Annotated in this window: 32 protein-coding genes; 26 read left to right on the forward strand and 6 right to left on the reverse strand. The window is 69.3% G+C overall.

The features are described 5' to 3' along the window. Both VGV06_12595 and VGV06_12600 read left to right on the forward strand, forming a co-directional pair. Positions 1 to 429: hypothetical protein (locus tag VGV06_12595; GenBank protein ID HEV2055990.1), on the forward strand; the 429-nt coding region annotated here is incomplete at its 5' end. 43 nt (positions 430 to 472) lie between these two features. Then, positions 473 to 1,168, forward strand: a complete 696-nt coding sequence (locus tag VGV06_12600) for a phosphatase PAP2 family protein (protein ID HEV2055991.1) — start codon at positions 473 to 475, stop codon at positions 1,166 to 1,168. Between the two features lie 29 nt (positions 1,169 to 1,197). On the opposite strand, the gene VGV06_12605 is transcribed toward VGV06_12600, so the two are convergent. The 6 genes from VGV06_12605 to VGV06_12630 form a co-directional block, all read right to left on the reverse strand. Next, entirely contained in the window at positions 1,198 to 1,326 is a 129-nt protein-coding gene (locus tag VGV06_12605; protein HEV2055992.1) for a hypothetical protein, read from the reverse strand. Continuing rightward, complete coding sequence (gene ccsA, locus VGV06_12610; protein HEV2055993.1) at positions 1,316 to 1,966, reverse strand: cytochrome c biogenesis protein CcsA; 651 nt, start codon at positions 1,964 to 1,966, stop codon at positions 1,316 to 1,318. The genes VGV06_12605 and ccsA overlap by 11 nt, the downstream gene beginning before the upstream one ends. Then, positions 1,966 to 2,646, reverse strand: a complete 681-nt coding sequence (locus VGV06_12615) for a heme exporter protein CcmB (protein ID HEV2055994.1) — start codon at positions 2,644 to 2,646, stop codon at positions 1,966 to 1,968. The genes ccsA and VGV06_12615 overlap by 1 nt, the downstream gene beginning before the upstream one ends. Continuing rightward, complete coding sequence (gene ccmA, locus VGV06_12620; GenBank protein HEV2055995.1) at positions 2,643 to 3,419, reverse strand: heme ABC exporter ATP-binding protein CcmA; 777 nt, start codon at positions 3,417 to 3,419, stop codon at positions 2,643 to 2,645. The genes VGV06_12615 and ccmA overlap by 4 nt, the downstream gene beginning before the upstream one ends. Beyond that, on the reverse strand, positions 3,416 to 4,270 hold the full coding sequence (gene htpX, locus VGV06_12625; protein ID HEV2055996.1) for a zinc metalloprotease HtpX: 855 nt from the start codon (positions 4,268 to 4,270) through the stop codon (positions 3,416 to 3,418). The genes ccmA and htpX overlap by 4 nt, the downstream gene beginning before the upstream one ends. A 68-nt stretch (positions 4,271 to 4,338) precedes the next feature. Then, complete coding sequence (locus tag VGV06_12630; protein HEV2055997.1) at positions 4,339 to 5,226, reverse strand: site-specific DNA-methyltransferase; 888 nt, start codon at positions 5,224 to 5,226, stop codon at positions 4,339 to 4,341. Positions 5,227 to 5,396: 170 nt separating this feature from the next. On the opposite strand from VGV06_12630, the gene VGV06_12635 reads away from it, so the two are divergent. From VGV06_12635 to VGV06_12750, 24 genes are all read left to right on the forward strand, one after another. Next, complete coding sequence (locus VGV06_12635) at positions 5,397 to 5,906, forward strand: DUF177 domain-containing protein (protein HEV2055998.1); 510 nt, start codon at positions 5,397 to 5,399, stop codon at positions 5,904 to 5,906. Positions 5,907 to 5,951: 45 nt separating this feature from the next. Beyond that, positions 5,952 to 6,134, forward strand: coding sequence for a 50S ribosomal protein L32 (gene rpmF, locus VGV06_12640; protein ID HEV2055999.1), 183 nt, complete (start codon positions 5,952 to 5,954; stop codon positions 6,132 to 6,134). Positions 6,135 to 6,159: 25 nt separating this feature from the next. Further along, positions 6,160 to 7,185 carry a phosphate acyltransferase PlsX gene (gene plsX / locus VGV06_12645; GenBank protein HEV2056000.1) on the forward strand — a complete coding sequence of 342 codons (1,026 nt, stop codon included), beginning with the start codon at positions 6,160 to 6,162 and terminating at the stop codon, positions 7,183 to 7,185. Further along, entirely contained in the window at positions 7,182 to 8,162 is a 981-nt protein-coding gene (locus tag VGV06_12650; protein HEV2056001.1) for a beta-ketoacyl-ACP synthase III, read from the forward strand. Before plsX ends, VGV06_12650 begins: the two co-directional genes overlap by 4 nt. Before the next feature lie 6 nt (positions 8,163 to 8,168). Continuing rightward, a complete protein-coding gene (gene fabD, locus VGV06_12655; protein ID HEV2056002.1) occupies positions 8,169 to 9,110 on the forward strand; it encodes an ACP S-malonyltransferase in 942 nt (313 codons plus the stop codon). Then, positions 9,107 to 9,859, forward strand: coding sequence for a 3-oxoacyl-[acyl-carrier-protein] reductase (gene fabG, locus VGV06_12660; protein ID HEV2056003.1), 753 nt, complete (start codon positions 9,107 to 9,109; stop codon positions 9,857 to 9,859). The genes fabD and fabG overlap by 4 nt, the downstream gene beginning before the upstream one ends. Before the next feature lie 126 nt (positions 9,860 to 9,985). Further along, positions 9,986 to 10,222: an acyl carrier protein gene (acpP, locus tag VGV06_12665; GenBank protein ID HEV2056004.1), complete on the forward strand. Its 237-nt coding sequence runs from the start codon at positions 9,986 to 9,988 to the stop codon at positions 10,220 to 10,222. Positions 10,223 to 10,248: 26 nt separating this feature from the next. After that, a complete protein-coding gene (gene fabF / locus VGV06_12670) occupies positions 10,249 to 11,493 on the forward strand; it encodes a beta-ketoacyl-ACP synthase II (protein HEV2056005.1) in 1,245 nt (414 codons plus the stop codon). Next, positions 11,494 to 11,943 carry a ribonuclease III domain-containing protein gene (locus tag VGV06_12675; GenBank protein HEV2056006.1) on the forward strand — a complete coding sequence of 150 codons (450 nt, stop codon included), beginning with the start codon at positions 11,494 to 11,496 and terminating at the stop codon, positions 11,941 to 11,943. Positions 11,944 to 11,952: 9 nt separating this feature from the next. Next, positions 11,953 to 13,083: a site-2 protease family protein gene (locus VGV06_12680; protein ID HEV2056007.1), complete on the forward strand. Its 1,131-nt coding sequence runs from the start codon at positions 11,953 to 11,955 to the stop codon at positions 13,081 to 13,083. Positions 13,084 to 13,316: 233 nt separating this feature from the next. After that, complete coding sequence (locus VGV06_12685; protein HEV2056008.1) at positions 13,317 to 14,678, forward strand: glutamine synthetase family protein; 1,362 nt, start codon at positions 13,317 to 13,319, stop codon at positions 14,676 to 14,678. An 11-nt stretch (positions 14,679 to 14,689) separates the two neighbouring features. After that, complete coding sequence (locus VGV06_12690) at positions 14,690 to 15,454, forward strand: SDR family oxidoreductase (GenBank protein ID HEV2056009.1); 765 nt, start codon at positions 14,690 to 14,692, stop codon at positions 15,452 to 15,454. Positions 15,455 to 15,480: 26 nt separating this feature from the next. After that, positions 15,481 to 16,491, forward strand: a complete 1,011-nt coding sequence (locus VGV06_12695; GenBank protein HEV2056010.1) for a putative 2-aminoethylphosphonate ABC transporter substrate-binding protein — start codon at positions 15,481 to 15,483, stop codon at positions 16,489 to 16,491. A gap of 1 nt (position 16,492) precedes the next feature. After that, on the forward strand, positions 16,493 to 18,445 hold the full coding sequence (locus VGV06_12700; protein ID HEV2056011.1) for an ATP-dependent DNA helicase RecQ: 1,953 nt from the start codon (positions 16,493 to 16,495) through the stop codon (positions 18,443 to 18,445). After that, positions 18,442 to 19,566, forward strand: coding sequence for a putative 2-aminoethylphosphonate ABC transporter ATP-binding protein (locus VGV06_12705; GenBank protein ID HEV2056012.1), 1,125 nt, complete (start codon positions 18,442 to 18,444; stop codon positions 19,564 to 19,566). The genes VGV06_12700 and VGV06_12705 overlap by 4 nt, the downstream gene beginning before the upstream one ends. Beyond that, positions 19,563 to 21,293 carry a putative 2-aminoethylphosphonate ABC transporter permease subunit gene (locus VGV06_12710; protein ID HEV2056013.1) on the forward strand — a complete coding sequence of 577 codons (1,731 nt, stop codon included), beginning with the start codon at positions 19,563 to 19,565 and terminating at the stop codon, positions 21,291 to 21,293. The genes VGV06_12705 and VGV06_12710 overlap by 4 nt, the downstream gene beginning before the upstream one ends. Continuing rightward, positions 21,290 to 22,027, forward strand: a complete 738-nt coding sequence (locus VGV06_12715) for an SDR family NAD(P)-dependent oxidoreductase (GenBank protein HEV2056014.1) — start codon at positions 21,290 to 21,292, stop codon at positions 22,025 to 22,027. The genes VGV06_12710 and VGV06_12715 overlap by 4 nt, the downstream gene beginning before the upstream one ends. Before the next feature lie 70 nt (positions 22,028 to 22,097). Further along, a complete protein-coding gene (locus VGV06_12720; GenBank protein HEV2056015.1) occupies positions 22,098 to 22,337 on the forward strand; it encodes a hypothetical protein in 240 nt (79 codons plus the stop codon). 4 nt (positions 22,338 to 22,341) lie between these two features. After that, positions 22,342 to 22,587, forward strand: a complete 246-nt coding sequence (locus tag VGV06_12725) for a hypothetical protein (GenBank protein HEV2056016.1) — start codon at positions 22,342 to 22,344, stop codon at positions 22,585 to 22,587. A gap of 25 nt (positions 22,588 to 22,612) precedes the next feature. Further along, positions 22,613 to 23,422 carry an HAD family hydrolase gene (locus VGV06_12730; protein HEV2056017.1) on the forward strand — a complete coding sequence of 270 codons (810 nt, stop codon included), beginning with the start codon at positions 22,613 to 22,615 and terminating at the stop codon, positions 23,420 to 23,422. Beyond that, a complete protein-coding gene (locus VGV06_12735; protein HEV2056018.1) occupies positions 23,419 to 24,237 on the forward strand; it encodes a methyltransferase domain-containing protein in 819 nt (272 codons plus the stop codon). The genes VGV06_12730 and VGV06_12735 overlap by 4 nt, the downstream gene beginning before the upstream one ends. 109 nt (positions 24,238 to 24,346) lie before the next feature. Then, positions 24,347 to 25,672: an extracellular solute-binding protein gene (locus VGV06_12740; GenBank protein ID HEV2056019.1), complete on the forward strand. Its 1,326-nt coding sequence runs from the start codon at positions 24,347 to 24,349 to the stop codon at positions 25,670 to 25,672. A gap of 14 nt (positions 25,673 to 25,686) precedes the next feature. Then, a complete protein-coding gene (locus VGV06_12745) occupies positions 25,687 to 25,920 on the forward strand; it encodes a hypothetical protein (protein HEV2056020.1) in 234 nt (77 codons plus the stop codon). Between the two features lie 24 nt (positions 25,921 to 25,944). Beyond that, positions 25,945 to 26,256, forward strand: a complete 312-nt coding sequence (locus VGV06_12750) for a hypothetical protein (protein HEV2056021.1) — start codon at positions 25,945 to 25,947, stop codon at positions 26,254 to 26,256. Positions 26,257 to 26,656 lie beyond the last annotated feature (400 nt).

The raw sequence follows: 26,656 nt of genomic DNA on the forward strand, positions 1-26,656 counted from the left end.
TCCGTGGCGGCCCCCGACTCGCAGAAGATCCTCGACCAGCGGATGGCGGCCCTCACCGAGACCATGGCCAAGGGGGGAGGGGAGCGGCCGAAGATCGCCGCGGGGGCCTCCGAGATCGCGAAGGCGATGGACCAGGTCGCCCCGGTCGTGGCGAAGAAGGAGTTCGGAAAAGCCGGGGCTCTAGCGATCATGCAGAGTATCGCGGCCGACGCCGACGCAATCGCCGCCACGGGCGTCCGTGGAGCACAGCAGGCTGCCATGGCGCTTGATCGACTGTACAACGCCTACGCGAAGGAGTCGGGCCAGAAACCAGACAAAGCGCTGAGCGCGATCCTCGACAAGATGTTCGTCCAGATCGAGGATGCGGCGAAGTACGACGCCGGCCGCTTCGCGGCCGACCTGAAGGAGTTCCAGAAGGGGATCAAGTAGCGCCCGGCCGGGCCTTGGAGCGACTATGAATCGATATGATGCTATGAAGAAGTTTCTCTTGATGTGGACTGTGGTTGCGTGCGTGATGCCGGTCCAGGGCTGGGCCACATCCGGGGCGCACTACCTGCCACCCGACACAGATGACCTTCGCGCGATCGTCGGTGATCCGCCGGCGAAGAACTCTGAAGAGACCAGGCGCGAGATCGACATCGTGCTTCGCGAGCAAAGCCGTCGCACGCCTGCGGATGTTGAACGAATTCAGGCCGAGGCGAAGCGCATGGTTGTCGCTTTTGCCGAGGTTCTGGGGCCAAAACTGACGGCAAGAGACCTGCCTTTGACGTTCGCCCTGATTAAGAACGTCGGGAGCGACACCGGTGAACGCATTGAGGAGTCCAAGCGCCTTTGGAATCGCTCGCGACCGTACGAGGACGATGCCCGGGTCAAGCCTTCGATTCCTCTGCCGACCGGATCCTCCTATCCCGCGGCTATCGCCGTCAGCGCACGGATCTATGCGGTCGTGTTGGGGGAGCTGTTTCCGGAAAAGCGCTCGGCATTGCTTGCCAGGGGCTGGCTGATAGGCTGGGGCCGCGTGATGGCGAGTGTCCATTATCCGAGTGATGTCTCGGCCGCTTTCAAGCTCGGAGACTACTATGCCCAGCGCCTACTGTCGTCACCCGCCTTTCGCGCCGACCTCGCGAAGGCCAGAGAGGAATGCCAGCGGGTCTTCGCTCAGCCTTGACAGGTGTTTTCTACAGCGCGCTGCTGGGCTCATCCGCCCGTCCCACCGCCACGCCGGGCGAGGCGTTTCGCGCGGCCCGCCAGCCGGCGCCAGTAGCCGAGCAGCGCGACGGCCGCCAATCCGTAGGCGGAGAAGACGTACCCCCAGTTATCCGGCATCCGGGTCCTCGAGCCTCGCGATCTCCAGCCGCTCGGCCAGGAGATAGGCGAAGAGCAGCGTGAAGGCGATCCAGTTGACGAGGAGCGTCGCCGCGATGGGCGCGGCGATCGGCGAGGGCTCGGGGCCGAGGATGGTGGAGGGCTGGTGGAGCGCGCGCCACCACTTGACCGAGAAGTGGACGATCGGCATGTTCGCGGCGCCCAGTATGCCCACGACGGCGGCGGCGCGCGCCCGGCGGTCGGGCTCGTCCACCATGCCGCGGAGCAGAAGGTAGCCGACGTACACCAGGAAGAGCACGGCCGTCGAGGTGAGACGCGCGTCCCAGGTCCACCACGTGCCCCAGGTCGGCTTGCCCCAGATGGAGCCCGAGGCGATGGTGATGCCGGTGAAGAGCACGCCGGGCTCGGCCGCCGCCAGCGCCAGCCTGTCCCAGCCCGCGCGGCGGGTGAGGAGATAGCCCACGCTGCCCACGAAGACGAGCGCGAAGGCGAGGTAGGCGGTCAGCACGGCCGGGACGTGCAGGTACATGATGCGCTGGACATTGCCCTGCACGGCCTCGCGTGGAGCGTAGCCGAAGGCCGCGCCGAGACCGGCGACGAGGGCCAGCACCGCGAGCCATCCGAGCGCGCGGGCGGCCATCAGCCCTCCAGCACGAATTCGAACGTGAGCACGCCCACCACGAGGTACACGAGGTCCGCCGCGGCCAGCAGCTTGAGCCATGCCGCCGCGTCGGCCAGGGGCTCGCCCGCGAGCACGGTCTGCGTCGCGCTCACGGAAGCCAGGAGCACCGGCACCACGGCGGGCAGCAGCAGGACCGGGAAGAGCAGCTCCCGGGCGCGCATCTGCGCCGTGACGGCACCGAAGAGCGTGCCGACGGACGCGAGCCCGAGCGTGCCGAGCGCCAGCACCGCCGCGAGGCCGGGGAGAAACGGCGTGAAGTCGATCGCGAAGAAGACGGCGAAGAGCGCGACGAGCACGACTTCCACCACGATCATCACCAGCACGTTGCCCGCGAGCTTGCCCAGGTAGATGGCCGACTTGTCGCCGGGTGTGAGGACGAGCCCCTCCCAGCAGTCGTTCTCGCGCTCGATGAGAAAGGTCCGCCCGAAGGCCAGGAGCCCCGACAGGATGAAGCCGAGCCAGAGGAGCCCCGGCAGCGCCGCCTCGACGCGCGCGCGCTCGGGCCCGAGCGCGAACTGGAACACGAAGAGCAGAAGGAGAGAAAAAAAGAGGAGGGCGTTGAGACTCTCCTTGCTCCGGCGTTCCGCCAGTATGTCCTTCCAGACCACCATCCAGGCCCGCCGGACGTAGGCGCTCACGACGTCGTCCCCGGGCCCATGGCCAGCTCGTCGTAGAGGCGGCGGAGGTCTTCGAGGCCGAGCGCGGCCGCCGGGCGGTCGAGAACGATCCTGCCGCCGGCCAGAATCGCGACACGGTCGGCCACTCCCACGCCCGCGTCGAAGCTGTGCGTCGCGACGACGAGCGTCCCGCCGCGCGCCTTGAAGGACAGGAGGAATTCGCCCAGCCACTTCCTGCCGGCGCGATCGAGGCCGGTGAAGGGCTCGTCAAGCAGGAGGAGGCGCGCCCGGCCCAGCAGCACGCGCGCGAGCGCCAGGCGCCGCTTCATGCCCGCCGACAAGGTGCGCACCCGCTGATCGGCCGACGCATCGAGCTCGACCTCCTCGAGCGCCGCGCGGAGCCGCGCGTGTCCCGCGTCGTGGCCGCCCATGACCGCCCAGAAGCGCAGGTTCTCGAGCGCGCTCAGGTCCTCGTACACCCAGCTGCCATGCCCGACCATGTCGATGGCGCCCCTGACCGCTTCGGGCTCCTTCAGGGCGTCAGCCCCGGCGACGCGCAGCGAGCCCGAGGTGGGCCGCAGAAGCGTGGCGACTATTCGGAGAAGCGTAGTTTTTCCCGTGCCGTTCGGCCCCAGAAGGGTCAAGCCCTCGCCCGCGCCGAGCTCGAGCGAGACGTCGTCGAGGACGGCGGTCCGGCCATAGGTCTTGCGGAGGTGCTCGGCCTCGATCATGAGGCCGAAGGCGGGGTGAGGCGCCGTCCGTCCGCGCCCCGCGCCCGGTCCCGTCGCGGTCAAAGCTTCATCGCCCTCAGACGCGCGATGCGTTCCTCGATCGGAGGATGGGTCGAGAAGAGCGTGGCGAAGCCTCCGCCCGTGAGCGGGTTGACGATGAAGAGATGGGCCGTGGCCGGCGTGGCGGCCATGGGCTCCTGCCGCGAGGCAACGTCGAGCTTCTCGAGCGCGTGCTCGAGCCCGGAGGCGCGGTGGCAGAGGCGTGCGCCGGAAGCGTCGGCTTCGTATTCGCGCGAGCGCGAGATGGCCATCTGGACGAGCATGGCGGCAAAGGGCGCCAGGATCGCCATCAGGAGCGTGCCGATGAGGCCGCCCCCGCCGCCGCCCTCGTCGTCGCTGCGGCGTCCGCCACCGAAGATGGCCGCCCACTGCGCCATCTGCGCCAGATACGTGATGGCGCCGGCGAGCGTGGCCGCGATCGTCATAATGAGCGTGTCGCGGTTCTTGACGTGCGAGAGCTCGTGGGCGAGCACGCCCTTGAGCTCGTCCTCGCTCATGATGCGCAGGATGCCCTCCGTCACGGCGACGGCGGCGTGCTGCGGGTTCCGGCCCGTCGCGAACGCGTTGGGCGAGTCGTCGGGGATGAGGTAGATCGGCGGCACCGGGATCTTCGCCTCCGCCGCCAGCTCGCGGACGATGCGGTAGAGCCCGGGCGCCTGCGCCTCGTCGACGGGTTGCGCGCCGTACATCGACAGCACGATCTTGTCGGAGAACCAGTACGAGCCGACGTTCATCACGAAGGCCAGGATGAAGGCGATGGTCATGCCCTGCTGGCCGCCGATGGCCCCGCCGACCAGGACCAGCAGGCAGGTGAGAACGGCGAGAAGGAATCCGGTCTTGATCAGGTTGCCCATTGCGTGGAGCCTCCGGGGCGAATGCTAACAGTCAGTCCAAGGAGCGTCAAGCAACGGGCCAGGGAGCGTCAAGCAACGGGGTCGGCGGCGCCGCGCTGCGTCCTCCCGCTTACGCGCGGGTCGAAGCCTACCCAGCGGATGCCCCGTGCGCCCTCGAAGCGGCGGGCCATGACCTCGAGCGCCTCCGGGTTGTCGTCTACCAGGATGAAGCGGCGGTTGAGAGCGAGGCAGGCCTCGCCGGTGGTGCCGCTGCCGGCGAAGAAGTCGAGCACGAGATCGCCCGGACGGGAGGACGCCTGCACGATGCGGGTGAGGACGCCGAGCGGCTTCTGCGTCGGGTAGCCCGTCCGCTCGCGGCCGTTGGTCGGCACGATGGTGTGCCACCAGGTGTCGGTGGGGAGCTTGCCGCGCGCCGCCTTCTCGGGTCCGCAGAGCCCCGGCGCCATGTACGGGATCCGCTCGACGGCCTCCGTGTCGAAGACGTAGCGCGACGGGTCCTTGACGTAGACGAGGATGTTGTCGTGCTTGGGCGGCCACCGGCGCGTCGGGCGCGCGCCGTAATCGTACGCCCAGATGATCTCGTTGAGGAATGATCGCCGCCCGAAGATACCGTCCAGCAGCACCTTGCAGTAGTGCGCCTCGCGGTAGTCGATGTGGAAGTAGAGCGTGCCGTCCGGCGTCAGCGCCCGGTAGGCCTCGCGCAGACGCGGCTCGAGGAAGCCGAGGTAGTCGTCGAAGCGGTCGGGAAAGGCGCGCGAGCCCATCTTGACGGTCTCATAGCGCTGTCCCTGGAAGCCCACGCGGTCGCCGGAGGCGCTCCGCACGGTCTTGACGCGCGTATGCGACTGGGTTTTGCCGGTGTTGAACGGCGGATCGATGTAGATGAGGTTGACCGTGCCGTCCCGCGCGTGCCGGCGGAGGATGTCCAGGTTGTCGCCGAAGTAGATCGTGTGCACAGGATGGCTAGTATAGGGCGTGGCCGGGCTCGGGGCCGTATGCTGCCAAGCCGTATGCTCAAGGGGGGGTCTGGGGGCCTTTCAGGTTGACAAGCGGAGAGGGGGCCCGTACACTGACCCGGTTTTACGGATTTCTACAAATTCTGTCGAGGGTTAGCGAGAGTCGAGCCATGGTCATCAGGGTCTCCGAGATTCCCAAGGAGGGGCTCAAGTTCGAAGGTCCCGAGGCCTTTCCTGAGCCTTTCCAGGACCGCGCCTGGCGCCTCGAGGACGCCCAGCTCGCCGTGGACAAGGACGGCGACGTCGTGTTCGTCCACGGGCTGGTCCGGTCGCGCGTGCCCCAGGTCTGCTCGCGCTGCCTCGAGCCGTACGAGGCGACGGTGGAGGCGAACGTGGACACGCGCCTCGTGCCCAGCCCTGCGATGCGGGGTGAGGAGCGCGAGCTGGGCAGGGACGACCTCGAGACCGACGTCTACGCGCACAACCAGATCGATCTCAACGCCCTGCTCGAGACCGAGACCACGCTGGGGCTGTCGATGAAGCCGCTCTGCCGCGAGGGCTGCGGCGGTCTCTGCCCGACGTGTGGCGCGAACCGGAACGCGGTCCCGTGCGCCTGCCCGCCCGCCGCCGACCCGCGGTGGTCGCCGCTCAAGGGCCTGGCCGACCGGTTGTCCAAATAACCCGCTGGGCCGGGCCCGTGGGCCCGGCAGAGGAGCTACGAACACATGCCGTTGCCAAAGCGACGCCACTCGAAAACGCGCGGGCGCAAGCGCCGGACGCACTACAAGATGTCCGCGCCCACGCGCTCGGTCTGCCCGCAGTGCAGGGAAGTCAAGCTGCCGCACCAGATCTGCGCCAAATGCGGCTTCTACAAGGGGCGGGAAATCCTCTCGGTCGAGGGCGAGTAGCGCCCGGACGGGAGATCCGCGGCCGATGAAGATCGCGGTGGATGCCATGGGCGGGGACTTCGGTCCCGCCGTCGTCGTCGAGGGCGCCGTGACGGCGGCCCGGGAGTTCGGGCTCGCCTCGGTGCTGGTCGGCGACAGGGCCGCCGTCGAGCGTGAGATCGTCCGCCTCAAGGCGCAGGACCTGCCGATCACCGTGCGCCACGCCACACAGGTCGTGGGCATGGCCGAGCCGCCGTCGCACGCGCTCCGGCGCAAGCGTGATTCCTCCCTTCGCGTGGCGGCCGAGCTCTGCAAGGAGGGCGAGTGCCAGGCCCTCGTCTCGGCGGGCAACACCGGCGCCGCCATGGCCATCGGCATGCACGTGCTGGGTGTCCTGCCGGGCGTGGACCGGCCCGCCATCGCCGCCGCGCTGCCGAGCCTCTCCGGCTACACCATCCTGATCGACGCCGGCGCCAACGTGGACCCCAAGCCGCGGCACCTCTTCCAGTTCGCCGTCATGGGCCACGTCTACTCGCGCGACATCGTCGGCAAGGACAACCCGCGCGTCGGCCTGCTCTCGGTCGGCGTGGAGGAGGGGAAGGGGAGCGAGCTGACGAAGGAGGCCTTCGAGGAGCTCCGCCACTCGTCGATCAACTTCATCGGCAACATCGAGGGGCGCGATATCTACAACGGCCGCTGCGACGTGGTGGTGACGGACGGGTTCACGGGCAACGTCTGCCTCAAGGTCTCGGAGAGCCTGGCCGAGATGCTGACGGAAATGATCCGCCAGGAGGTCGGGCGCGACATCCTTTCGCTGGCGGGGGCGGTGCTCTCGAAGCGCGCCTTCGCACGGATGAAGCGGCGCGTGGATTACACCGAGATGGGCGGCGCGCCGCTCCTCGGCATCAACGGAGCCTCCATCATCTGCCACGGCGCTTCGCCGGTGAAGGCCATCAAGAACGCGGTCCGCGTGGCGGCCGAATGGGTCACGAACGACGTCAACGAGCACATCAAGACCGCCCTCGAAGCCGAGACCGAGCTGGCCGAGGGGCGCGAGGGAGGCCGCGAATGACCCGCGCCCGGATCATCGGCATCGGCGCGTATGCTCCGAAGCGTATCCTGACCAACGCGGAGCTCGGGCGGATGGTCGAGACCTCGGACGAGTGGATCGTCCAGCGCACCGGCATCCGCGAGCGGCACGTCGCCGACGAGAGCGAGGCGACCTCCGATCTGGCGCTCAAGGCGGCGCAGCAGGCCCTCGAGCGCGCCCAGGTCGAGCCCGGCGAGATCGATCTCATCGTCGTGGGCACGACCACGGGCGACATGGCCTTCCCGACCACGGCCAACATCGTCCAGCACCAGTTGGGCTGCAAGAACGCGGGCTCCATGGATGTCTACGCTGCCTGCTCCGGCTCCATCTACAGCCTCTCGATCGGCGCGCAGTACGTCCAGACGGGGAAGTACAGGACCGTGCTGTGCATTGGCGCGGACTGCCTGTCGCGCATCACGGACTACACCGACCGCGGCACGTGCATCCTCCTGGCCGACGCGGCGGGCGCGGTGGTGCTCCGCGCCTCAGACGGGGACGCGGGCATCCTCGACACGGACCTCTACTCGGACGGGCGATACGGCGACCTCCTGATCCAGCCGGCCGGCGGCTCGCGCAACCCGGCGACGCACGAGACCGTGGACAAGCGGATGCACTACGCGCGGATGAAGGGCAACGAGGTCTTCAAGGTCGCGGTGCGGATGTTCGGCGACTGCGCCGCGCAGATCCTCACCCGGAACGGATTCACCGCCGCCGACATCTCGCTCTTCGTCCCTCACCAGGCCAACCTGCGCATCATCGAGGCGGCCTGCAAGCGGCTCAAGCTGCCCATGGACAAGGTCATCGTCAACGTGGACCGCTATGGCAACACGGGCGCGGCCTCGGTGTACGTGGCGCTCGAGGAGGCCCTGGCGCTGAAGCGCGTCAACCCGGGTGATCTGGTGCTCATGGCGGCCTTCGGCGGCGGCTTCACCTGGGGCGCGGCGCTGCTGCGTTGGTAGAGGCCGATGAAGGTCGCGTTCCTCTTCCCGGGTCAGGGCTCGCAGTCGGTCGGCATGGGCAAGCGACTGGCCGATGCCTCGCCCGCGGCGGCCGCTGTCTGGCGCAAGGCCGACGAGGCCGTCGGCTTCCCGCTCGCGCGGCTCTGCTTCGAGGGACCGGCGGACGAGCTCGCGCTCACGATTAACACGCAGCCCGCCATCCTGACGGCGAGCGTGGCGGCGGCGGCAGTGCTCAACGAGCGCGGGATCAGCCCGGACCTCTGCGCGGGACACAGCCTGGGCGAGTATTCCGCCCTCGTGGTCGCGGGCGCGCTCGGCTTCGCCGACGCCGTGCGGCTCGTGCGCAAGCGCGGCGAGTTCATGCAGGACGCCGTGCCGGTGGGAACGGGCGCCATGGCGGCGCTCATGGGGCTCGACGTGGAAGCGGCCGAGAAGGCCTGCGCCGAAGCTGCGCAGGGCGAGGTTGTCAACGTCGCCAACATCAACTCGCCCGGCCAGATCGTCATCGCGGGCCACAAGGGAGCGGTGGAGCGCGCCGTCAAGGCGGCGGGGCTGGGGGGCAGGAAGAGCGTGCTGCTGCCCGTGAGCGCGCCGTTTCATTCGGCGCTGATGAAGCCTGCCGCCGACCGGTTGGCCGCCGAGCTCGAGCGCGTGACCGTGCGCGCTCCGCGAGTGCCGGTCGTCCGCAACGTGGACGCGGGCCTGACCACGACGGCCGACGACGTCAAGCCCTTCCTGATCCGGCAGGTGGCGAGCCCGGTCCGCTGGGCCGACTGCCTGACGACGCTGGCGCGCGAGGGCGCCACGGTCTGGCTCGAGGTCGGGCCGGGGCGCGTCCTCAGCGGGCTGCTCAAGCGCACGATCGAGGGCGCCCGGGGCCTTGCTGTCGAGGACCCCGACTCGCTCGACGCGGCGGCCGCCGCGCTCGGGGCAGGGCCGGGCTCGTGACGGACGGCAAGCCGCTGGCCGGCCGCGCCGCGGTCGTCACGGGCGGCACGCGCGGGATAGGGCTGGCCATCGCCCGCGCGCTGGCGGAGGACGGCGCCTCCGTGGTAGTCTCTGGCCGCGACGCGGCCCGGCTCGAGTCTGCGGTCAAGGAGCTCGAGACGTTGGGCGCGTCGACGCTGGGAGTCGCGGCCGACCAGTCGAAGCGCGAAGACTGCGACCGGCTGGTGGATGCGGCGAAGGAGCGCTTCGGGCGCATCGACGTGCTGGTCAACAACGCGGGCATCACGCGAGACCAGCTACTGGTGCGGATGAAGGACCCCGACTGGGACCAGGTCCTGGACACGAACCTCCGGGGCGTGTTCCTGATGACCCGGGCCGTGGCCAAGTCTATGATGCGGCAGAAGAGCGGGCGCATCATTAATATCGCGTCCACGGCAGGGGCCATGGGCAATCCCGGCCAGGTCAACTACTCGGCGGCCAAGGCGGGTGTCATCGGCCTCACGAAGGCGGTCGCGCGGGAGCTGGCGCACTGGAACATCCTGGTCAATGCGGTGGCGCCGGGCCTGATCGAGACGGACATGGCCGCCGCGATCCCGACGGAGGCGCGGGAGGCCCTGCTCCAGCAGGTGCCGCTCAAGCGGGTCGGCGCGGCGTGGGAGGTGGCGGAGGTGGTACGATTCCTGGCCGGCGACGGCGCCGCCTACGTCACGGGGCAGACCATTCACGTGAACGGCGGTCTGTACATGTAGCAACGGCTCCCTTGGGGAGGCGCAACCTCGGGGGGGAGGCGCAACCTCGGGGGGGAGGCGCAGCATCGGGGGGGAGACGCAGCATTGGCGGTGTGAGTCCAATCCACGCGGTAGCGGGAGGTGTTCATGGCAAAGCCGGTTGAGGAGCGGGTCAAGGAGATCATCGTCGAGCAGCTCGGGGTGGAAGAGGACGAGGTCAACCCCAACGCGAAGTTCATCGAGGACCTGGGGGCCGACTCGCTCGACACGGTCGAGCTGGTGATGGCCTTCGAGGAGGAGTTCGACCTCGAGATCCCCGACGAGGACGCGGAGAAGATCACGACCGTCGGGGACGCCATCAGCTACATCAAGGAGAACCAGTAGCCGGCGCCCGGCTGGAGCCCATGGCCATGGACAAGCGCCGCGTGGTGATCACTGGGGTGGGAGCCGTCACGCCCGTGGGGAACACGGCGGACGAGTTCTGGGCCGCCCTCCTCGAGGGCCGCTCGGGGATCGGCCCCATCACCCGGTTCGACACGACGGGCTACGCCACGCGCATCGCCGGCGAGGTCAAGGGCTTCGACCCGCTGAAGTACATCGACAAGAAGGACGACCGCAAGTTCGACCTGTTCCTCAAGTACGCCGTCGCCTGCGCGGTGATGGCGGTGGAGGATGCGGGACTCAAGACGGACCGTGTGGACGCCACGCGGTTCGGGGTGCTGGTCGGCTCGGGTATCGGGGGCCTCGAGACCCTGCTCGACAACTACGAGACGCTGAGAACCAAGGGGCCCGACCGCGTCTCGCCCTTCTTCATCCCGATGATCATCATCAATATGGCCTCGGGCGTGATCTCCATGCGCTTCGGCGCCAAGGGGCCGAACTCGTCGGTGGTGACGGCCTGCGCCACGGGCAACCACGCAATCGGCGAGGCCATGAGGATCATCGAGCGCGGGGACGCCGACGTGATGATCGCCGGCGGCTCCGAGGCCATCATCATCCCGCTGACCATCGCGGGCTTCTGCCAGATGAAGGCCATGTCGACGCGGAACGACGACCCGACGAGGGCGTCCCGTCCGTTCGACGCCGAGCGCGACGGTTTCGTGTGCGGCGAGGGCGGGGGGCTGGTGGTGCTGGAGTCGCTGGAGCACGCCAGGAAGCGCGACGCTCGCATCTACGCCGAAGTCGTGGGCTACGGCATGACCGGTGACGCGCATCACATGACGGCGCCCGACCCCGAAGGCGACGGCGCCGCCCGGGCCATGGCTGCCGCGCTCCGCGACGCCTCGCTCGAGCCCTCGGCCGTCGGCTACATCAACGCCCACGGCACCTCCACGCCCTACAACGACAAGTTCGAGACCATCGCCATCAAGCGGGTGTTCGGCGACCATGCCAAGAAGCTCGCGGTGTCCTCCACGAAGTCCATGACCGGGCATCTCCTCGGCGCGGCCGGCGGCATCGAGGCCATCGCGACGGCCTTCGCGCTGCACCACGGGGTGCTGCCGCCGACGATGAACTACGAGAAGCCCGACCCCGACTGCGATCTCGACTACATCCCGAACCAGGCGCGAAAGCAGGATGTCGAAGTGGCGCTCAGCAACGCCTTCGGCTTCGGCGGCACGAACGCGACGCTGGCCCTCCGGAAGTACCGCCCCTAGGTGACGGCCGGGCCCGACGCGCTGGAGTCCCTCGGCGCCCGCCTCGGCCACGCATTCCGCGACGCTCTTCTGCTCCAGCAGGCCCTGACCCACAGCTCCTTCGCCAACGAGCATCCCGGCACCCGCGACAACGGCGGGCTCGCCTTCCTCGGCGACGCCGTGCTGGCCCTCGTCGTCGGCGAGCACCTCTGGCGGGCCTTCCCCGACGAGCCCGAGGGCGTGCTGACCCCGATGCGCGCCGAGCTCGTGTCGGGAGCCAACCTCTGCCGCTGGGCGGTCGCGCTCGGTCTCGGCCCGGCGTTGATGCTCGGCCGCGGCGAGGAGCAGACGGGCGGGCGCGAGAAGGAATCGCTGCTGGCGACGGCGCTCGAGGCCGTCCTCGCGGTCGTGTACCTCGAAGGCGGGCTCGAAGCGGCCCGCTGCGCGGTGGCCTCACTGGCCCTGTGGTAACGTGAGCTCATGCGCTTCTGGCCCTTCGGACGGCGCCGCGCCGCCGCCCCCGCGTCCGCCGATTCCTCCGCTTTCGCAGTCGCCGAGCTCGGCCCCCAACTCGAGGGCGTGCTCGCTCTCGAGCAGGTCAGGGGCGAGGGGCACGCGGTCGCGTTTGGCGGGCGCCTCCTCATGCCGCCCTCGCCCGCCGTGACCGAGCTTGTGGCGCGCTTCCGCCCCTTCGGCTACACACCGTTCCTCCAGGCGGGGCAGGGGCTCACCTGGGTGCGGGCGCTGCCCTTCGTGGACGTCGAGATCCCGTCGCGCCCGCGCACCAACATCATCCTCTTCCTGCTGACGGTGGTGTCCACGCTCGTGGCGGGGTCGGGAGCGTTCTTCGCCTTCGATCCGCTCGCGGAGCCGCGCCGGCTGCTCGAAGGCGTTCCGTTCGCCTTCACCCTGCTCGCCATTCTCGGCACCCACGAATTTGGCCACTACTTTACCGCGCGGGCCTACGGCGCCTCCGTCAGCCTGCCGTATTTCATTCCCGCGCCGCCGCCGCTCCTCTTCGGCACGCTGGGCGCCATCATCCGCATGCGCTCCCCCGCGCGCGACAAGAACTCGCTCTTCGACATCGCGGCCGCCGGCCCGCTGGCGGGGCTCGTGGTGGCGCTGCCGGCGCTCTGGATCGGCCTCGGCTGGTCGAAGGTGGGGGCCGTGCCGGCCGGCGGGAGCGTGACGTTCGGCGACTCGCTGCTCATGCGCTTCATGACGTGGCTCATGTTCGGACCGCTGCCGGCCGGGCACGACGTTTTCGTGCATCCCGTGGCTCTCGCGGGCTGGGTCGGCCTCTTCGTCACGGCGCTCAACCTCTTCCCGGTCGGCCAGCTCGACGGCGGGCGCATCGCGTATGCGCTCTTCGGAGCGCGGCACAGGCAGATCTCGATCGCGACTTTCGTCGGCCTGCTGGCGCTCGGCGCCGTCACAGGGGCGGGCAACTGGTTCGTCTGGGCGTTTCTGCTCTTCTTTGTCATGGGCTTCCGGCACCAGCCGCCGCTCGACGACCTGTCACCGCTATCCTCAGGGCGCTACGCCGTGGGCTTCTTCTGCCTGCTCCTGCTTATCCTATTGATCCCGCCCGTTCCCATCGCGATACAGTAGCAGGGCGCCGATAAGGGCCCATCTGCGTCGTTGGCGAGCTTGCGGCACCCCTCAACGTACAGGGAGTACGCCTCGGGGTGCCGCGGCGCTCGCCGCCTCGCATCTGGACCCTTCTCGCCACCCTGCTATTGCCTCGGGCGGCGAACCCCGCTAAGATTCGTCAGCCTCGCCCCGCCGCCGGTCGCGGCGATCCCCCGAGAGCTCCAAGCCCCAAAAGCTTTTAAGGAGGAAAAGTGGCCGACCAGGCGGACCCGAAGGGGCTCGAGGCGCTCATTCGCAAGGGCGCCGTGGACACCGTGCTGACGGTGTTCCCCGACGGGCTCGGCCGCCTCATGGGCAAGCGCGTCGTCGGCCGCTACTTCCTCGACCACGTCCTGGGCGACGGCGTCCACGCCTGCATCTATCTCTTCACGGTGGACATGGAGATGGAGCCCCTGCCGGGCTTCACGCTCACGTCATGGGAACGTGGCTACGGCGATATGAAGATGGTGCCGGACCTGGCGACGTGGCGCCTGATCCCGTGGCTGCCCAAGACGGCGCTGGTCTTCTGCGACGTCTATACCGAGGAGGGCCTGCCCATCGAGGAGTCGCCGCGCTGGGTGCTCAAGCGGCAGATCGAGCGGACGCGCAAGCGCGGCTGGCTGGTCAAGACCGCCTCGGAGCTCGAGCTCTACCTCTTCCGAGAGTCTTTCGACGAGGCGCGGGCCAAGCGCTACCACGGCCTGACGCCGGTCTCCAACTACCTCGAGGACTACCACATCCTCCAGACCTCCAAGGAGGAGCCGCTGGTGCGCGCCATCCGGAACGGCATGGAGGAGGCGCGCGTGCCGGTGGAATTCTCGAAGGGCGAGTGGGGCCGGGGGCAGGAGGAAATCAACCTCCGCTACGCGCCCGCGCTCGAGATGGCCGACCGCCACGTGCTCTACAAGCACGGCGTCAAGGAGATCGCCTGGCAGCAGGGCGGCTCGGTCACCTTCATGGCGAAATACGACATGGGCGCCGCGGGCTCGTCCTTCCACCTCCACTCCTCGGTGTGGGACCGCTCGGGCAAGCGCAGCCTCTTCGCCGGCCGCGGGCGGCAGGGGACGCCGCTGTTCCAGCAGTGGCTGGCCGGGCAGATGGCGATGGCGCGCGAGTTCGCCTTCTTCTACGCGCCGACCATCAATGCCTACAAGCGCTACCAGGCGCGCTCGTTCGCGCCCACGCGCATCGCGGCGGGCTGGGACAACCGCACCTGCGGCTTCCGCCTCTGCGGGGAAGGGCACAGCTTCCGCGTGGAGAACCGCATCCCGGGCGCCGACGCCAATCCGTATCTCGCGTTCGCCGCGACCATTGCCGCGGGACTCCACGGGATCGACAAGAAGCTCAAGCCGCCCAAGCTCTACGACGGCAACGCCTACGAGGACCCGAAGCTCCGCCAGGTTCCCAAGACGCTCCGCGAAGCTCTTGACGAGCTCGACCGGTCGAAGCTGGCGCGCGAGGCCTTCGGCGAGACCGTCGTCAAGCACTACCTCCACCACGGCCGCCTCGAGCAGCAGGCCTTCGACCAGTCGGTGACCGACTGGGAGCTGGTCAGGCTCTTCGAGAGGATCTAGCGAGGACCCGCATGCCGGGGAGGCTCACGGGCAAGGTCGCGCTCATCACCGGCGCCGGGATGGGGATGGGCCGGGAGGCCGCCGTCCTCTTCGCCGAGGAGGGCGCGCGCGTCGTCGCGTGCGACATCATCAAAACGGCCGCGGATGAGACCGCGGCGCTGGTCGAGAAGGCGGGCGGCCAGGCCGTGGCGGTCATCGGCGACGTTGCCGTTGAAGACGACGTGAAGAAGATGGTGGAGGAAGGCGTGAAGCGTTTCGGGGCGCTCCACGTTCTCTACAACAACGCGGGCGTCCTGTGGAAGGACAAGGACCGCTCGGTGCTGGAGACCGACGGCGCGCAGTGGGACCGCGTCATGGCCATCAACCTCAAGAGCGTCTTCTGGGTCACCAAGCACGGCATCCCGTACCTGAAGCAGGCCGGCGGCGGATCCATCATCCTCGTCGGCTCGGTCTCCGCGCTGGCGGGCTTCACGCGCGCGCAGGATGCGTACACGGCGGCCAAGGGCGCCCTGATCTCACTCAACAAGTCGCTGGCCATCCAGTTCGCGAAGGACCGGATCCGCTCCAATATCATCCACCCGGGGATCGTCGAGACCCCGCTGCAGGCTCCGTACCTCACGCCCGAGCTCAGAGCCGAGTTCAACACGGGCATTCCGCTGGGACGCATCGGCCAGCCCCGGGACATCGCCTACGCCGCGCTCTTCCTTGCGTCTGAGGAGTCGTCCTTCATGACGGGCGCCGAGATGATCGTCGACGGCGGTTTCATGGCCCAATAACCCCGTTGCGCTTTCTGGAGGCACGCATGCTCACACGGACCTTCCGCACCGCTCTCGCAGCGCTGGCGACGGTGGCGCTGCTCGCGCCGCCCGCCCTGGCACAGAAGCAGACTGTCGTGGTGTACACGGCCATCGAGAACGAGCAGATCGCCGACTACATGAAGGCGCTGAACAAGACCCTGCCGAACATCGAGCTCAAGATGCTGCGGCTGTCCACCGGCGACATCTCGGCCCGGTTCATGGCTGAGAAGGACAACATGCAGGCGGAGGCTATCTGGGGCGTCGGCGCGACGAACATCCTGATCTTCAAAACCGCGGGGCTGCTCGAGCCCTACGCGCCCAAGGGTCTCGACAAGATCCAGCCGCTCTTCCGCGACAAGGCGAACCCGCCGTCCTGGGTCGGGATCGACATTTACATGTCCGCCTTCTGCGTCAACACCGAGGTGACGAAGAAGAACAACCTGCCCATGCCGGCGTCCTGGGCGGACCTGACGAAGCCCGTCTACAAGGGGCAGGTCGTGATGCCCAACCCGGCTTCCTCCGGCACGGGCTATCTCTCCGTCGCGTCCGTCCTCCAGCGGATGGGCGAGGCCGAGGGGTGGAAGTACCTCGACGCGCTGGACAAGAACATCGCCGAGTACACGAAGTCGGGCTCCAAGCCGTGCAAGGACGCGGCGGCGGGCGAGCGCGCCATCGGCGTCTCGTTCGAATACGTCGCGCTCGAGATGAAGAAGAAGGGCAGCCCGGTGGAAATGGTCCTGCCGAAGGAGGGCTCGGGCTACGAGATGGAGGCCAACGCGCTCACGAAGAAGGGCGCGAAGAACCCCGCCGCAAAGCAGTTCCTCGACTGGGCCGCGAGCGACGAGGCCATGGCGCTGTACGCTAAATACTTCGCCGCGGTCGCCGTGGCGGGCATGCCCGTGCCCGAGGGTCTGCCGAAGGACATCAGCAAGGTCGTGTACCCCAACGACTTCGACTGGTCGGCCAAGAACCGGGACCGGATCCTGGCCGAATGGCAGAAGCGCTACGCCAAGTAAGGTGATCGCGAGCGGCGCGGCCCAGCCGGCGCTCCCTTCGGGGCTCGACCTCGATGCGGGGCTCCACCGGCTGGGCTACGCCGCCTTTCGCGTGGGCCAGCGCGAGGCGATCGAGACCTTGCTGGCATCGGGCCGCCTGCTCCTCGTCGCGCCGACCGGCGGCGGCAAGAGCCTCATCTACCAGCTTCCCGCCGTGCTCCTCGACGGCACCACGCTCGTCATCTCGCCCCTGATCTCGCTCATGCAGGACCAGGTCGAGGCGCTCGACGCCCGCGGCGTCCCGGCGACCTACCTCGCCTCTACCGTCGACGTCGGCGAGATGCGGCGGCGCATGGGCATGATCGCCCGCGGCGCCTGCAGGCTCGTCTACGTCGCCCCCGAGCGGCTGACCTTCCCCGGCTTTCGCGCCCTCGTGAAAGACCTCCGCTGCCCCCTCGTGGCGGTGGATGAAGCCCACTGCATCAGCGAGTGGGGGCACGACTTCCGGCCGGAGTATCTCGAGATCGGCGGGCTGCTCTCCGAGTTGTCCTCGGCCCGCGTGCTCGCGTGCACGGCCACGGCCACGCCCGTGGTGCGCGACGAGATCCTGGCGCGCCTCGGCCTGCCGGCGGACACGCCGCAGGTCGTGCAGGGATTCGCGCGGCCCAACCTGTCGCTGCGCGCGGTCGAGGTCGAGGACAAGCGCGAGCGCACTCGACGCGTCGACGCCGCCCTCGCTGAGGCGCTCGGCTCGCCCGGGCAGGGCCGCGGCGCGGCAATCGTCTACGCGCCGACGCGGCGCGCGGCCGAGGAGGAAGGCGCGCGTCTTACGTCCGCGGGCTGGCGCGCCCGCGTCTATCACGCGGGGATGTCGCCTACCGCGCGAGAAGACGCGCAGCGCGCCTTCGCCGACGGCCGCGCCGAAGTCGTCGTCGCCACCAACGCCTTCGGGATGGGCATCGACCGGGCCGATGTGCGCGCCGTCATCCACCTGGGCCCGCCCGGCTCGATCGAGGCCTATTATCAAGAAGTCGGGCGGGCCGGGCGCGACGGCGCCGATGCGCTCGGGCTTCTGCTGATCTCCTCGCGGGACCTGCCGCTCCGCCGGGCGCTCATCGAGCGCGGGGCGGAAGGGGCCACTCCCGACCCCGCCGTGGTGGAGCACAAGTGGGGTCTCTTCCTCGAGCTGATCCGCTGGGCCGAGGGCGGCAGCTGTCGGCACGACGCGATCCTGCGATATTTCGGCGACGAGGCCGAGACGCTCCATGGCTGCGGCCGCTGCGATGTCTGCCGCGCTCTCGGCGATGACGCGCCAACGCAGGTCCCCGAGGCGGTGAGCCTCTTCGTGAGGAAGGCGCTCTCGGGCGTGGCCCGTGTCCACGGCCGTTTCGGCCTCCAGACGGTGGTGGCCCTGATCCACGGCGATCCGGACCCGCGGCTGGACCGGGCCGGCCTCGCGGCCACGCCGACCTTCGGCAACCTCCGCGAGCAACCGCGAGAGTGGCTCACGCGGCTCCTGCGCCGCTGCGTCACGGCTGGCTGGGTCAGCTTCGCCGGTGCCGACCGGCCCGTGGTCATTCTCACCGAAGAGGGGCGCGCGGTGATGAAGGGGGACCGGCCCGCGCGGCTGCTACTTCCCGCGGTCGCCGCTACGCCTGCCGTCGTTCAAGGTACGCGCGCGCCCCGACGTCCGGCGGCCCCCCGGGCGGCTGGCCCACGGGTGGCTGACATTGACGAGCTCGACGCCGCCGGGCAGGCGCTCTTCCAGGCGCTCCGCGCGTGGCGCTTGACCGTGGCGCGCGAGGCCTCCATCGCGCCCTTCATTGTCGCCTCAGACCGGACTCTCCGGGACATCGCGCGCCTGCGTCCGCGCACCCCCGACGAGCTGGCGATGGCGTACGGCATCGGCCGCCAGAAGGCCGAGCGCTACGGCCTGGCCGTCCTGCGCGTCGTGGCCGAGGTCGCCCGCACGTGAGCGCGTCAGCTCTGGCACCGGCTCCGGCCGCCGTCGCCCTCGAGGGCATCGCTAAGAAATTCGGCGCCTACGTCGCACTGCGCGACATCACGCTGTCCGTCAGCGCCGGCGAGTTCGTCTGCTTCCTCGGCCCCTCCGGCTGCGGCAAGACCACGCTGCTCCGGATCATCGCGGGGCTCGAGCGCCAGAACGCGGGCACCGTGCGGATGTCCGGCCGCGACGTGTCGGCCCTGCCGCCGGCCCTTCGCAACTACGGCATCGTCTTCCAGTCCTACGCGCTCTTCCCCAACCTGACGGTCGGACGGAACGTCGCCTACGGTCTCGAGACCCGGCGCACGGGCGCTGCCGCCATCGCGCGCCGGGTGGACGAGCTGCTGGCGCTGGTGGGCCTCACTCGCCACAAGGACAAGTACCCGGCGCAGCTGTCGGGCGGCGAGCAGCAGCGCGTCGCGCTCGCCCGCGCGCTCGCGCCCTCGCCGGCCCTGCTCCTCCTGGACGAGCCGCTCTCGGCGCTCGACGCGCGGGTGCGCCAGTCCCTGCGCCACGAGATCCGCGGGCTCCAGCGGCGGCTCGGCGTCACGACCGTCATGGTCACTCACGACCAGGAAGAAGCCCTCACCATGGCCGACCGCATCGTCGTCATGAACGCCGGGCAGGTCGAGCAGGTGGGCGGGCCGACCGAGGTGTACCAGCGGCCCCGGACGCCCTTCGTCGCGCGCTTTGTCGGCCAGATGAACTTCCTCTCCGCCGTCGCCGCCGAGCGCAGCGGGTGGGCGCGTGTCGGCGCGGTCGAGCTCCGCCACCAGCCGGGCTTCGAGGCGGTTCCAGGTGGCGCGCTGACGCTCGCGATCAGGCCCGAGGAGATCACGGTCGGTCCCGCGGCGCTGCACGGCGACAATCGCCTCACGGCCCGCATCACGGCGGTCCAATTCCTGGGCGCCTTCACGCGCCTGGGGCTGACACCAGTAGTGGAAGGAGGCGGCGACGGCCGGCCGTCGCTCGAGTGCGACGTGGCGGCGACGGCCTTCGCCGAGCTCGGCGTGGGCGAGGGCGCCGACCTGCCGATCGCGCTCGCGCCGGGGGCTCTCCGCGCCTTTCCCGCCTCGGGCCCCGCGGCGTGAGCGTCCGCGCCCCGGCTGCCGCGGAGATCCCGGACAGCGTCGTCCGCCACCGGCTGAGCGGGGAGGACGCCATCCGGTGGGCGCTCGTCGCGGTCTTCGCCGCCGTGCTCTACCTCTTTCTGCTCTACCCGCTCGGGCAGGTGCTCTGGCGGAGCCTGCTCGACAACGGCGGGCACTTCATCGGCGCCGCGAACTACATCCGGTACTTCTCGACGCCGGCCATCGCCGCCTCGATCACGAACAGCTTCTTCGTGTCGGCCGCCGCCATGGTGCTGACGGTGGCGCTGGCCTTCGGTTACGCCTACGCGCTGACGCGGACGCAGATGCCCGCGAAAGGTCTCTTCCGCGTCGTCGCCATGCTGCCGCTCTTCGCGCCGTCCCTCGTCCAGGCCTTCGCGCTCATCTATGTCTTCGGCAACAACGGCCTCATCACGCGCACGACGGGACTGAACGTCGGCATCTACGGCGCCAAGGGGATTATCCTCGCCGAGGTCTTCTACTGCTTCCCTCACGCGTTGCTCATCCTTATAGCGGCCCTCGCCGCGACCGACGCGCGCCTCTACGACGCGGCGCGGACGCTGGGCGCCGGGCCGCTCAAGACGTTCCTGACGGTGACGCTGCCCGGGGTCAAGTACGGTCTCGTGAGCGCCTGTTTTGTCGTCTTCACGCTCGCCATCACGGACTTCGGCGCGCCCAAGGCCATCGGCGGGAAGTTCTCGGTGATGGCGACCGAGATCTACAACCAGGTCTCCGGCCAGCAGAACTTCACCATGGGCGCGACCGTGTCCGTCGTGCTGCTGGTGCCGGCCGTGCTGGCTTTTATCGTGGACCGCCTCGTCCAGCGGCGCCAATACGCGCTGGTGACATCGTCTTCGAAGCCGCTCGTGCCCGAGCGGCGCCCGCTGGCGGACGGGAGCCTGCTGGCCTACTGCGCCCTCATCGCCGGCTTCATCTCGGCGATCTACCTGGTCATCCTGGTCTCCTCGCTGGTGCATCGCTGGCCGTATAACTTCGGGCTGACGCTCAAGCACTACGACTTCGACACGGCGGGCGGCTACCGCTCGCTCTGGAACAGCATCCGCGTGGCGGCGCTGACGGCCGTGGCCGGCACCGCGCTGGCCTTCGTCGGCGGCTACGTCGTCGAGAAGTGCCGCACGGCGGCCAGCGGCCCCCTCTACCTCCTCTCCGTCCTGCCCGTCTCGGTGCCGGGCATGGTTCTGGGCCTGGCCTACATCTTTACCTTCAACGCGCCCGGCAGCCCGCTCAACGCGCTGTACGGCACGCTGGCCATCCTGATCATCTCGAACGTCGTGCACTACTTCACCGTCGGCTTCCTCACGGCCACCACGGCGCTGAAACAGATGGACGCCGAGTTCGAGAACGTCGGCGCCTCGCTGGGGGTGCCCTTCTACCGGACCTTCTGGCGGGTGACCGTGCCGATCGCGCTGCCCTCGATCGTGGCCATCAGCATGTACTTCTTCCTGAACGCGATGGTGACGCTCTCGGCCGTGGTGTTCATCATCGCGCCCGGCACGGAGCTGGCGGCCGTCGCCGTGCTGCTCATGGACGACGCGGGCGACACCGCGCAGGCCGCCGCTATGTCGGTGCTGATCATCGCCACCGGCCTCGCCGTGCGGAGCGTGTACTGGCTCGCCATGCGCGGCATCACGGCGCGCACGCAGGCGTGGGCCCGGGGCGTCGCCTCCGAAGGAGAAAAGTCCGGATGAATGCGCTCTCGAAGACCGCGCTTGTCACCGGCGCTGCCCGCGGGATCGGGCTCGCCATCGCCTCCCGACTCGCGGCCGACGGCGCCCGCGTCGCCCTGCTCGACCTCGACGGCGCGGCCGCGGACGCGGCGGCGAAGAAGGTCGGAGGAGGCGCCATCGCCCTCGCCGCCGACGTGACTAAAGCATCTGAGGTGGACGCCGCCGTGAGCCGGGTCGTCCAGGAGTGGGGCAGGCTCGACATCCTCGTGAACAACGCCGGGATCACCGGGCGGTCGTTCCCGATCTGGGAGCTGTCCGACGAGGACTGGCACCGCGTGATCGACGCGGACCTGACGAGCGTCTTCCTCTGCTGCCGGGCGGCGGTCAAGGTCATGCTCCGGCAGGGGAGCGGGCGCATCATTAATATCGCCTCCATCGCGGGCAAGGAGGGCAACTCGACCCTCGTGCCCTACTCGGCCGCCAAGGCCGGGGTGATCGGCTTGACCAAGGCGCTCGCCAAGGAGGTGTGCACGCGGGGGATCCTCGTGCACGCCATCGCCTCGGCGGTCATCGGCACCGAGCTGCTCCAGCAGATGGAGAAGAGCACGGTGGACCTGCTGGTCTCGAAGATCCCGATGGGACGGGTAGGCCGGCCCGAGGAGGTGGCGGCCCTCGCGGCGTGGCTCGCCTCCGACGACTGCTCGTTCACCACGGGCGCGGTGCACGATCTGTCGGGCGGCCGGGCTACGTACTAAGCCTCGCTATTTCTTGGCGGGGTTGGGAAGCTCCCCGGGGCCGGATTATACCTGTGCTATCGTACGGGGCATGTCGCCCGACGCGCACGTGGACCGCCTGATGGGCAAGCTCGTGCGGGCCGTCGAGGTTTCGCTCAAGGCCACGGAGGCCGCCCGCGCCGCCGTTGCCGAGATCCTCAAGCGCGGCGCCGAGACCGGGATCTTCTTCGCGAAAGGGCGCGGCGCGCGACCTCCCACCACCGGCTTCGAGCTGACCGAGCAGGATCGCGACTTTCTCCGCTCGCTCTCGATACGCCCCGACCGGGATTAGCGCCATGCGCGGCCTCCTTCTCCTGGCCGGCCTCTTCCTCTGCTTCATCATCCTGGCGCCGATGCTGCGAGGCTGGCGTCCGTGGCTGCCCGGCGGCGGGGGCCGCCCCGACCAGCTCGTCAAGGATCCGTTCTGCGGCACGTATGTGCTGCGCTCGAAGGCCCTCAGGCGGGAGAGCGGCGGGGAGGCGCTGCACTTCTGCAGCGCCGACTGCGCGGCCCGTTTCGCGAGGGGCGAGCGCCCCGTCTGACCATCCGCGGCCGGCCCTGACGCGCGTGTCCTATCGCCTCCTCGTCTGCGACCTCGACGGAACCTTGCTGGATCGCCCGCCGGACCTCGACGAAGCGCTGGTGGCGGGGCTCCGGCGCGCCATGGAGCGGGGGCTCATCGTGTCCATCGCCACCGGCCGCATGCCGCCCGGCGTGGACCGCTACCGCGACGAGCTCGGTATCACGGCGCCCATGATCTTCTACAACGGAGCGCTGGTGCGTGACCACGAGGCCGGGCGGGACCTGATGGCGCTGACCCTGCCGCGGGGGATCCTCTGGCAAGCCCACGACGTGTTCGCCCACGCCCCCGTGGACCCGCTCTTCTACCGCGACGACCGCCTGTACTGTCTCGCTGAGAGTTTCCAGGTCCGCGCGTACTCCGAGCAGCAGGCCGTGCCTCTCGAGGTCATCGACGCGCCAGGCGATTTTCTGCGCTTGGGCGGCTTCGTCAAAAGCCTCCTCATCGGACACCCCCAGAGCCTGCCGACGGTCAGGGCGGACGTCGAGGCCGTCGTGGGCGATGCCGCGCGGCTCGTCATGACCCGGCGCGACTATCTCGAGATGATCCCGCCCGCCGCCTCGAAGGGCGCCGCGCTCCGCTTTCTGGCCTCGCATCTGGGCGTGCCGCTCGAGCAGGTCATCGCGGTCGGCGACCAGGAGAACGACCTCGAGATGATCCGCGCGGCAGGGCTCGGCGTCGCCATGCCCCTGGCGCCTGAGACGGTGCGGGGCGCGGCAGGGCGCGTGGCGCCGCCCGATGAGCAGGGCGGTCTCCTCGCGCTCTTCACCGAGATCCTGCCCGAGTACTTCGCGTGAAGGGGAAGCTTGACCCCTATCGCGCGATAGACCGGCAGCGGCAGCCCCAGAGCTACGTCGAGCACCTGGAGGAGCGCGGGCGCACGCCGGCCCAGGCTAGGCTGCGCCGCCGGTTCCTCCGCTTCGCGCGGCTGGCGCGCGGCCAGCGGGTGCTCGAGGTCGGATCGGGCACGGGCATCGTCAGCCGGGACGCCGCGGCGCTGGTCGGCCCGCGCGGGCGGGTCATCGGTGTCGACCCGAGCCGTGTCATGATCGAGGCGGCGCGTCGCATCGCGCGCCCGCTCGGCCTGGGCAGGCGGCTCGTTCATGAGGTCGGAGACGGCACACGGCTGCGCTTCGCGACGGGACGCTTCGACCGCGTCGTCGCCGTGACCGTTCTTCTCCACGTCCAGGATTCGGACGCCATCCTTGACGACATGCTGCGCGTCACGCGCCCGGCCGGCATCCTGGCCGTTCAGGACCAGGACTTCGGCACGCTGACGCTCGACCATCCTGACCGCGCGCTGACCGCGCGCATCATGGACGGCGTGGTCGCCCGCATGTACCCGGATCCCTGGTCCGGGCGCACGCTCCTCGGCAGGCTGGCGCGGCTCGGCCTCGGGCGGGTGCGGCTCTTCGTGGACGTTTTCCAGGACACGACGCTCGAGCCGTACACGCACGCGATGCTTACGCGCCGCGCTCAGAACGCGGTCCGCCTCGGCCTCGCGAGCGCCGGCGCGGCGGCCCGTTGGATGGCCGCCGTCGAGCGCCTGGCCGCATCGGGGCAGTTCGCGTTCACCCTCAACTACTACGCGGCCCGGGGAGTCAAGCCATGACGAAGCCCATTCGCCGGGAGAATTCCCTGGGGTTCTCCCGGGTTCCGTCCTTGTATACTGACCCTCAGCCGAGATGAGCAAAGAAAAGGTCCGCCCGACGCAAGCGGCCATGAGACGGCTTCTCGCGGTCCTGCTCGCGGCTGCCGCGCTCGAAGCTGGCGATCCGGCCGCGGCGGCGACCAAGGAGGTCGTGGTGCTGACCTCCTTCCCCAAGGAGCTCTTCGAGGCCTACAAGCAGGCCTTCGAGCAGAAGCATCCCGGCGTCAAGGTGATCGTCAAGCAGCAGCAGACGAACCAGGGCGTGACATATCTCCGCGAGACCCGAGCCCGGCCTGAGGCCGACATCTTCTGGGTCTCGGCCGTCGACGCCTTCCAGACCCTCAAGGCGGACGGCCTCCTCGACAAGCTCGTCCTGCCGAAGGAGACGCTCGCGCGCATGCCGGCCAAGGTCGGCGGCTTCCCGCTCCACGACCCTGACGGGCAGTACTGGGGCTTCGCCGTCTCGGGCTACGGCCTCATGTGGAACACCCGCTACCTGGCGCTCCACAAGCTGCCCACGCCCGAGGAATGGACCGACCTCAGCGACCCGCGCTATTTCGGACACTTGTCGATCTCGGCGCCGTCGCGGAGCGGCACCACGCACCTGACGATCGAGGTGATTCTGCAGGCCTACGGCTGGGAGAAGGGCTGGGCGCTGCTGATGCAGATGGGCGGCAACATGGGCGCGATCGCCGAGCGGAGCTTCGGCGTGCCCGAGGCCGTCATCTCGGGCCAGCTCGGCATCGGGGTGGTCATCGACTTCTTCGGGCTCTCGGCCATCGCCTCGGGGCAGCCGATCGGCTTCGCGTATCCCTCGCTGACTGCGGTCGTGCCGGCCTCCGTGGCCGTGGTCAAGAACGGGCCCAACGCCGACAATGCCCGCGCCTTCGTGGAGTACCTGCTTTCAGACGAGGGGCAGCTCCGGCTCTTCTCGCCCGAGATCGGCCGCCTGCCGGTGGTGCCCGGGCTCTACGCTCGCGCGCCCAAGGGCTATCCCAACCCGTTTACGATGAAGCTCGGCGGCATCGAGTTCGACGACAAGCTCTCCGCCTCGCGCCGCAACATCGTCAACGCGCTGTTCGACCAGATCATCACGTTCCGCCACGCCGAGCTCAAGGCGGCCTGGGGCGCGATCTACGCCGCCGAGGCTGTGACGCCGAAGGTGCGGGAGGCGGGACGGCGCCTCGACCTGGGAGCGGGCGAGCTCGCTGAAGCGCGGAGGCTCGCCAGCACCGTGCCGCTGGATGGCAAGCGGGCGGGCGACAAGGCGTTCAACGCGGCCTTCAAGGACAAGCCCGACGTGAAGTCGCGGCTCGAGACCGAGTGGGACTCGGCCGCCAAGAGCAACTACGCCAAGGCCATAGACCGCGCGGACCAGGCCGCGCGAATGAGGTAGACACGATGCCGAGAGTGCGCGAGATAGAGGACGACGGCGGCGATCCAATCCTCAAGGAGCTCTTCGCCAAGGAGCGCGAGCTCTTCGGCGGTCTCTTCAACACCACGAAGGTCTTCGCCCACTGCCCGCCAATTTTAAAAGCGGCCAAGCAGCTCTCGGCCTCCATCGAGAAGTCGGGGAGGCTGCCGGCTTCCCTCGTGCCGCTCGTCTACCTCCGCGTCGCGCTCATCAATGGATGTCCCTTCTGAATCGACATCAACGCATCCAGGGGGATGCAGACGGGGGCGGACGAGGACAAGATCCAAGAGGTGCCGGGCTGGCGGGAGAGCCGCCGCTTCTCGGAGATGGAGCGCGCTGCGCTCGAGTACGCGGAAGCGATGACCATCACGGGCCAGCGCGTCAGCGACGATCTGTTCGCGCGGCTCCGTTCCCTCTTCGACGAAGCCCAGATCGTCGAGTTGACCGCGGCGGTCGCGCTCGAGAATTTCCGCAGCAAGTTCAACGTGCCCCTCGGGGTCGAAGCGCAGGGGTTCTGCCTGCTCACACCCCTCGCACGGAGCGAAGTGGAGCGGCCTCGCCCGTGACCGGGCGGTGACCGGTCGTGGCACCCCAGCGGCACCCGGATTGGGGATCGTGCCGCATTCGGCGGCTCTGACTCTGCTAGACTCCCGCCCAGCCAGTGAGGAGGGCTCCTGCATGGACCCGGCCCGGTTTCCCCACGCCCCGCATCCCCTCGCGCCTGACTCGCAGACTGCTTGCGAGAGGACCCAGTGATAGACCGTCGCACGTTCCTCGCTGGCACGGGTGCGGTGCTCCTCGCCGCGCCGCTCGCCGCCGAGGCGCAGCAGGCGGGAAAGGTGCCTCGGATAGGTTTTCTTGGGGGGAGGTCCCCTTCCGATATGTCGCCCTTCCTCGACGCGTTCCGGCAAGGGCTGCGCGAGCTCGGGTGGGTTGAGGGCCAGAATATTGTCATCGACTATCGAT

This window comes from Candidatus Methylomirabilota bacterium, from assembly GCA_035936835.1.
Lineage (GTDB): Bacteria > Methylomirabilota > Methylomirabilia > Rokubacteriales > CSP1-6 > AR37.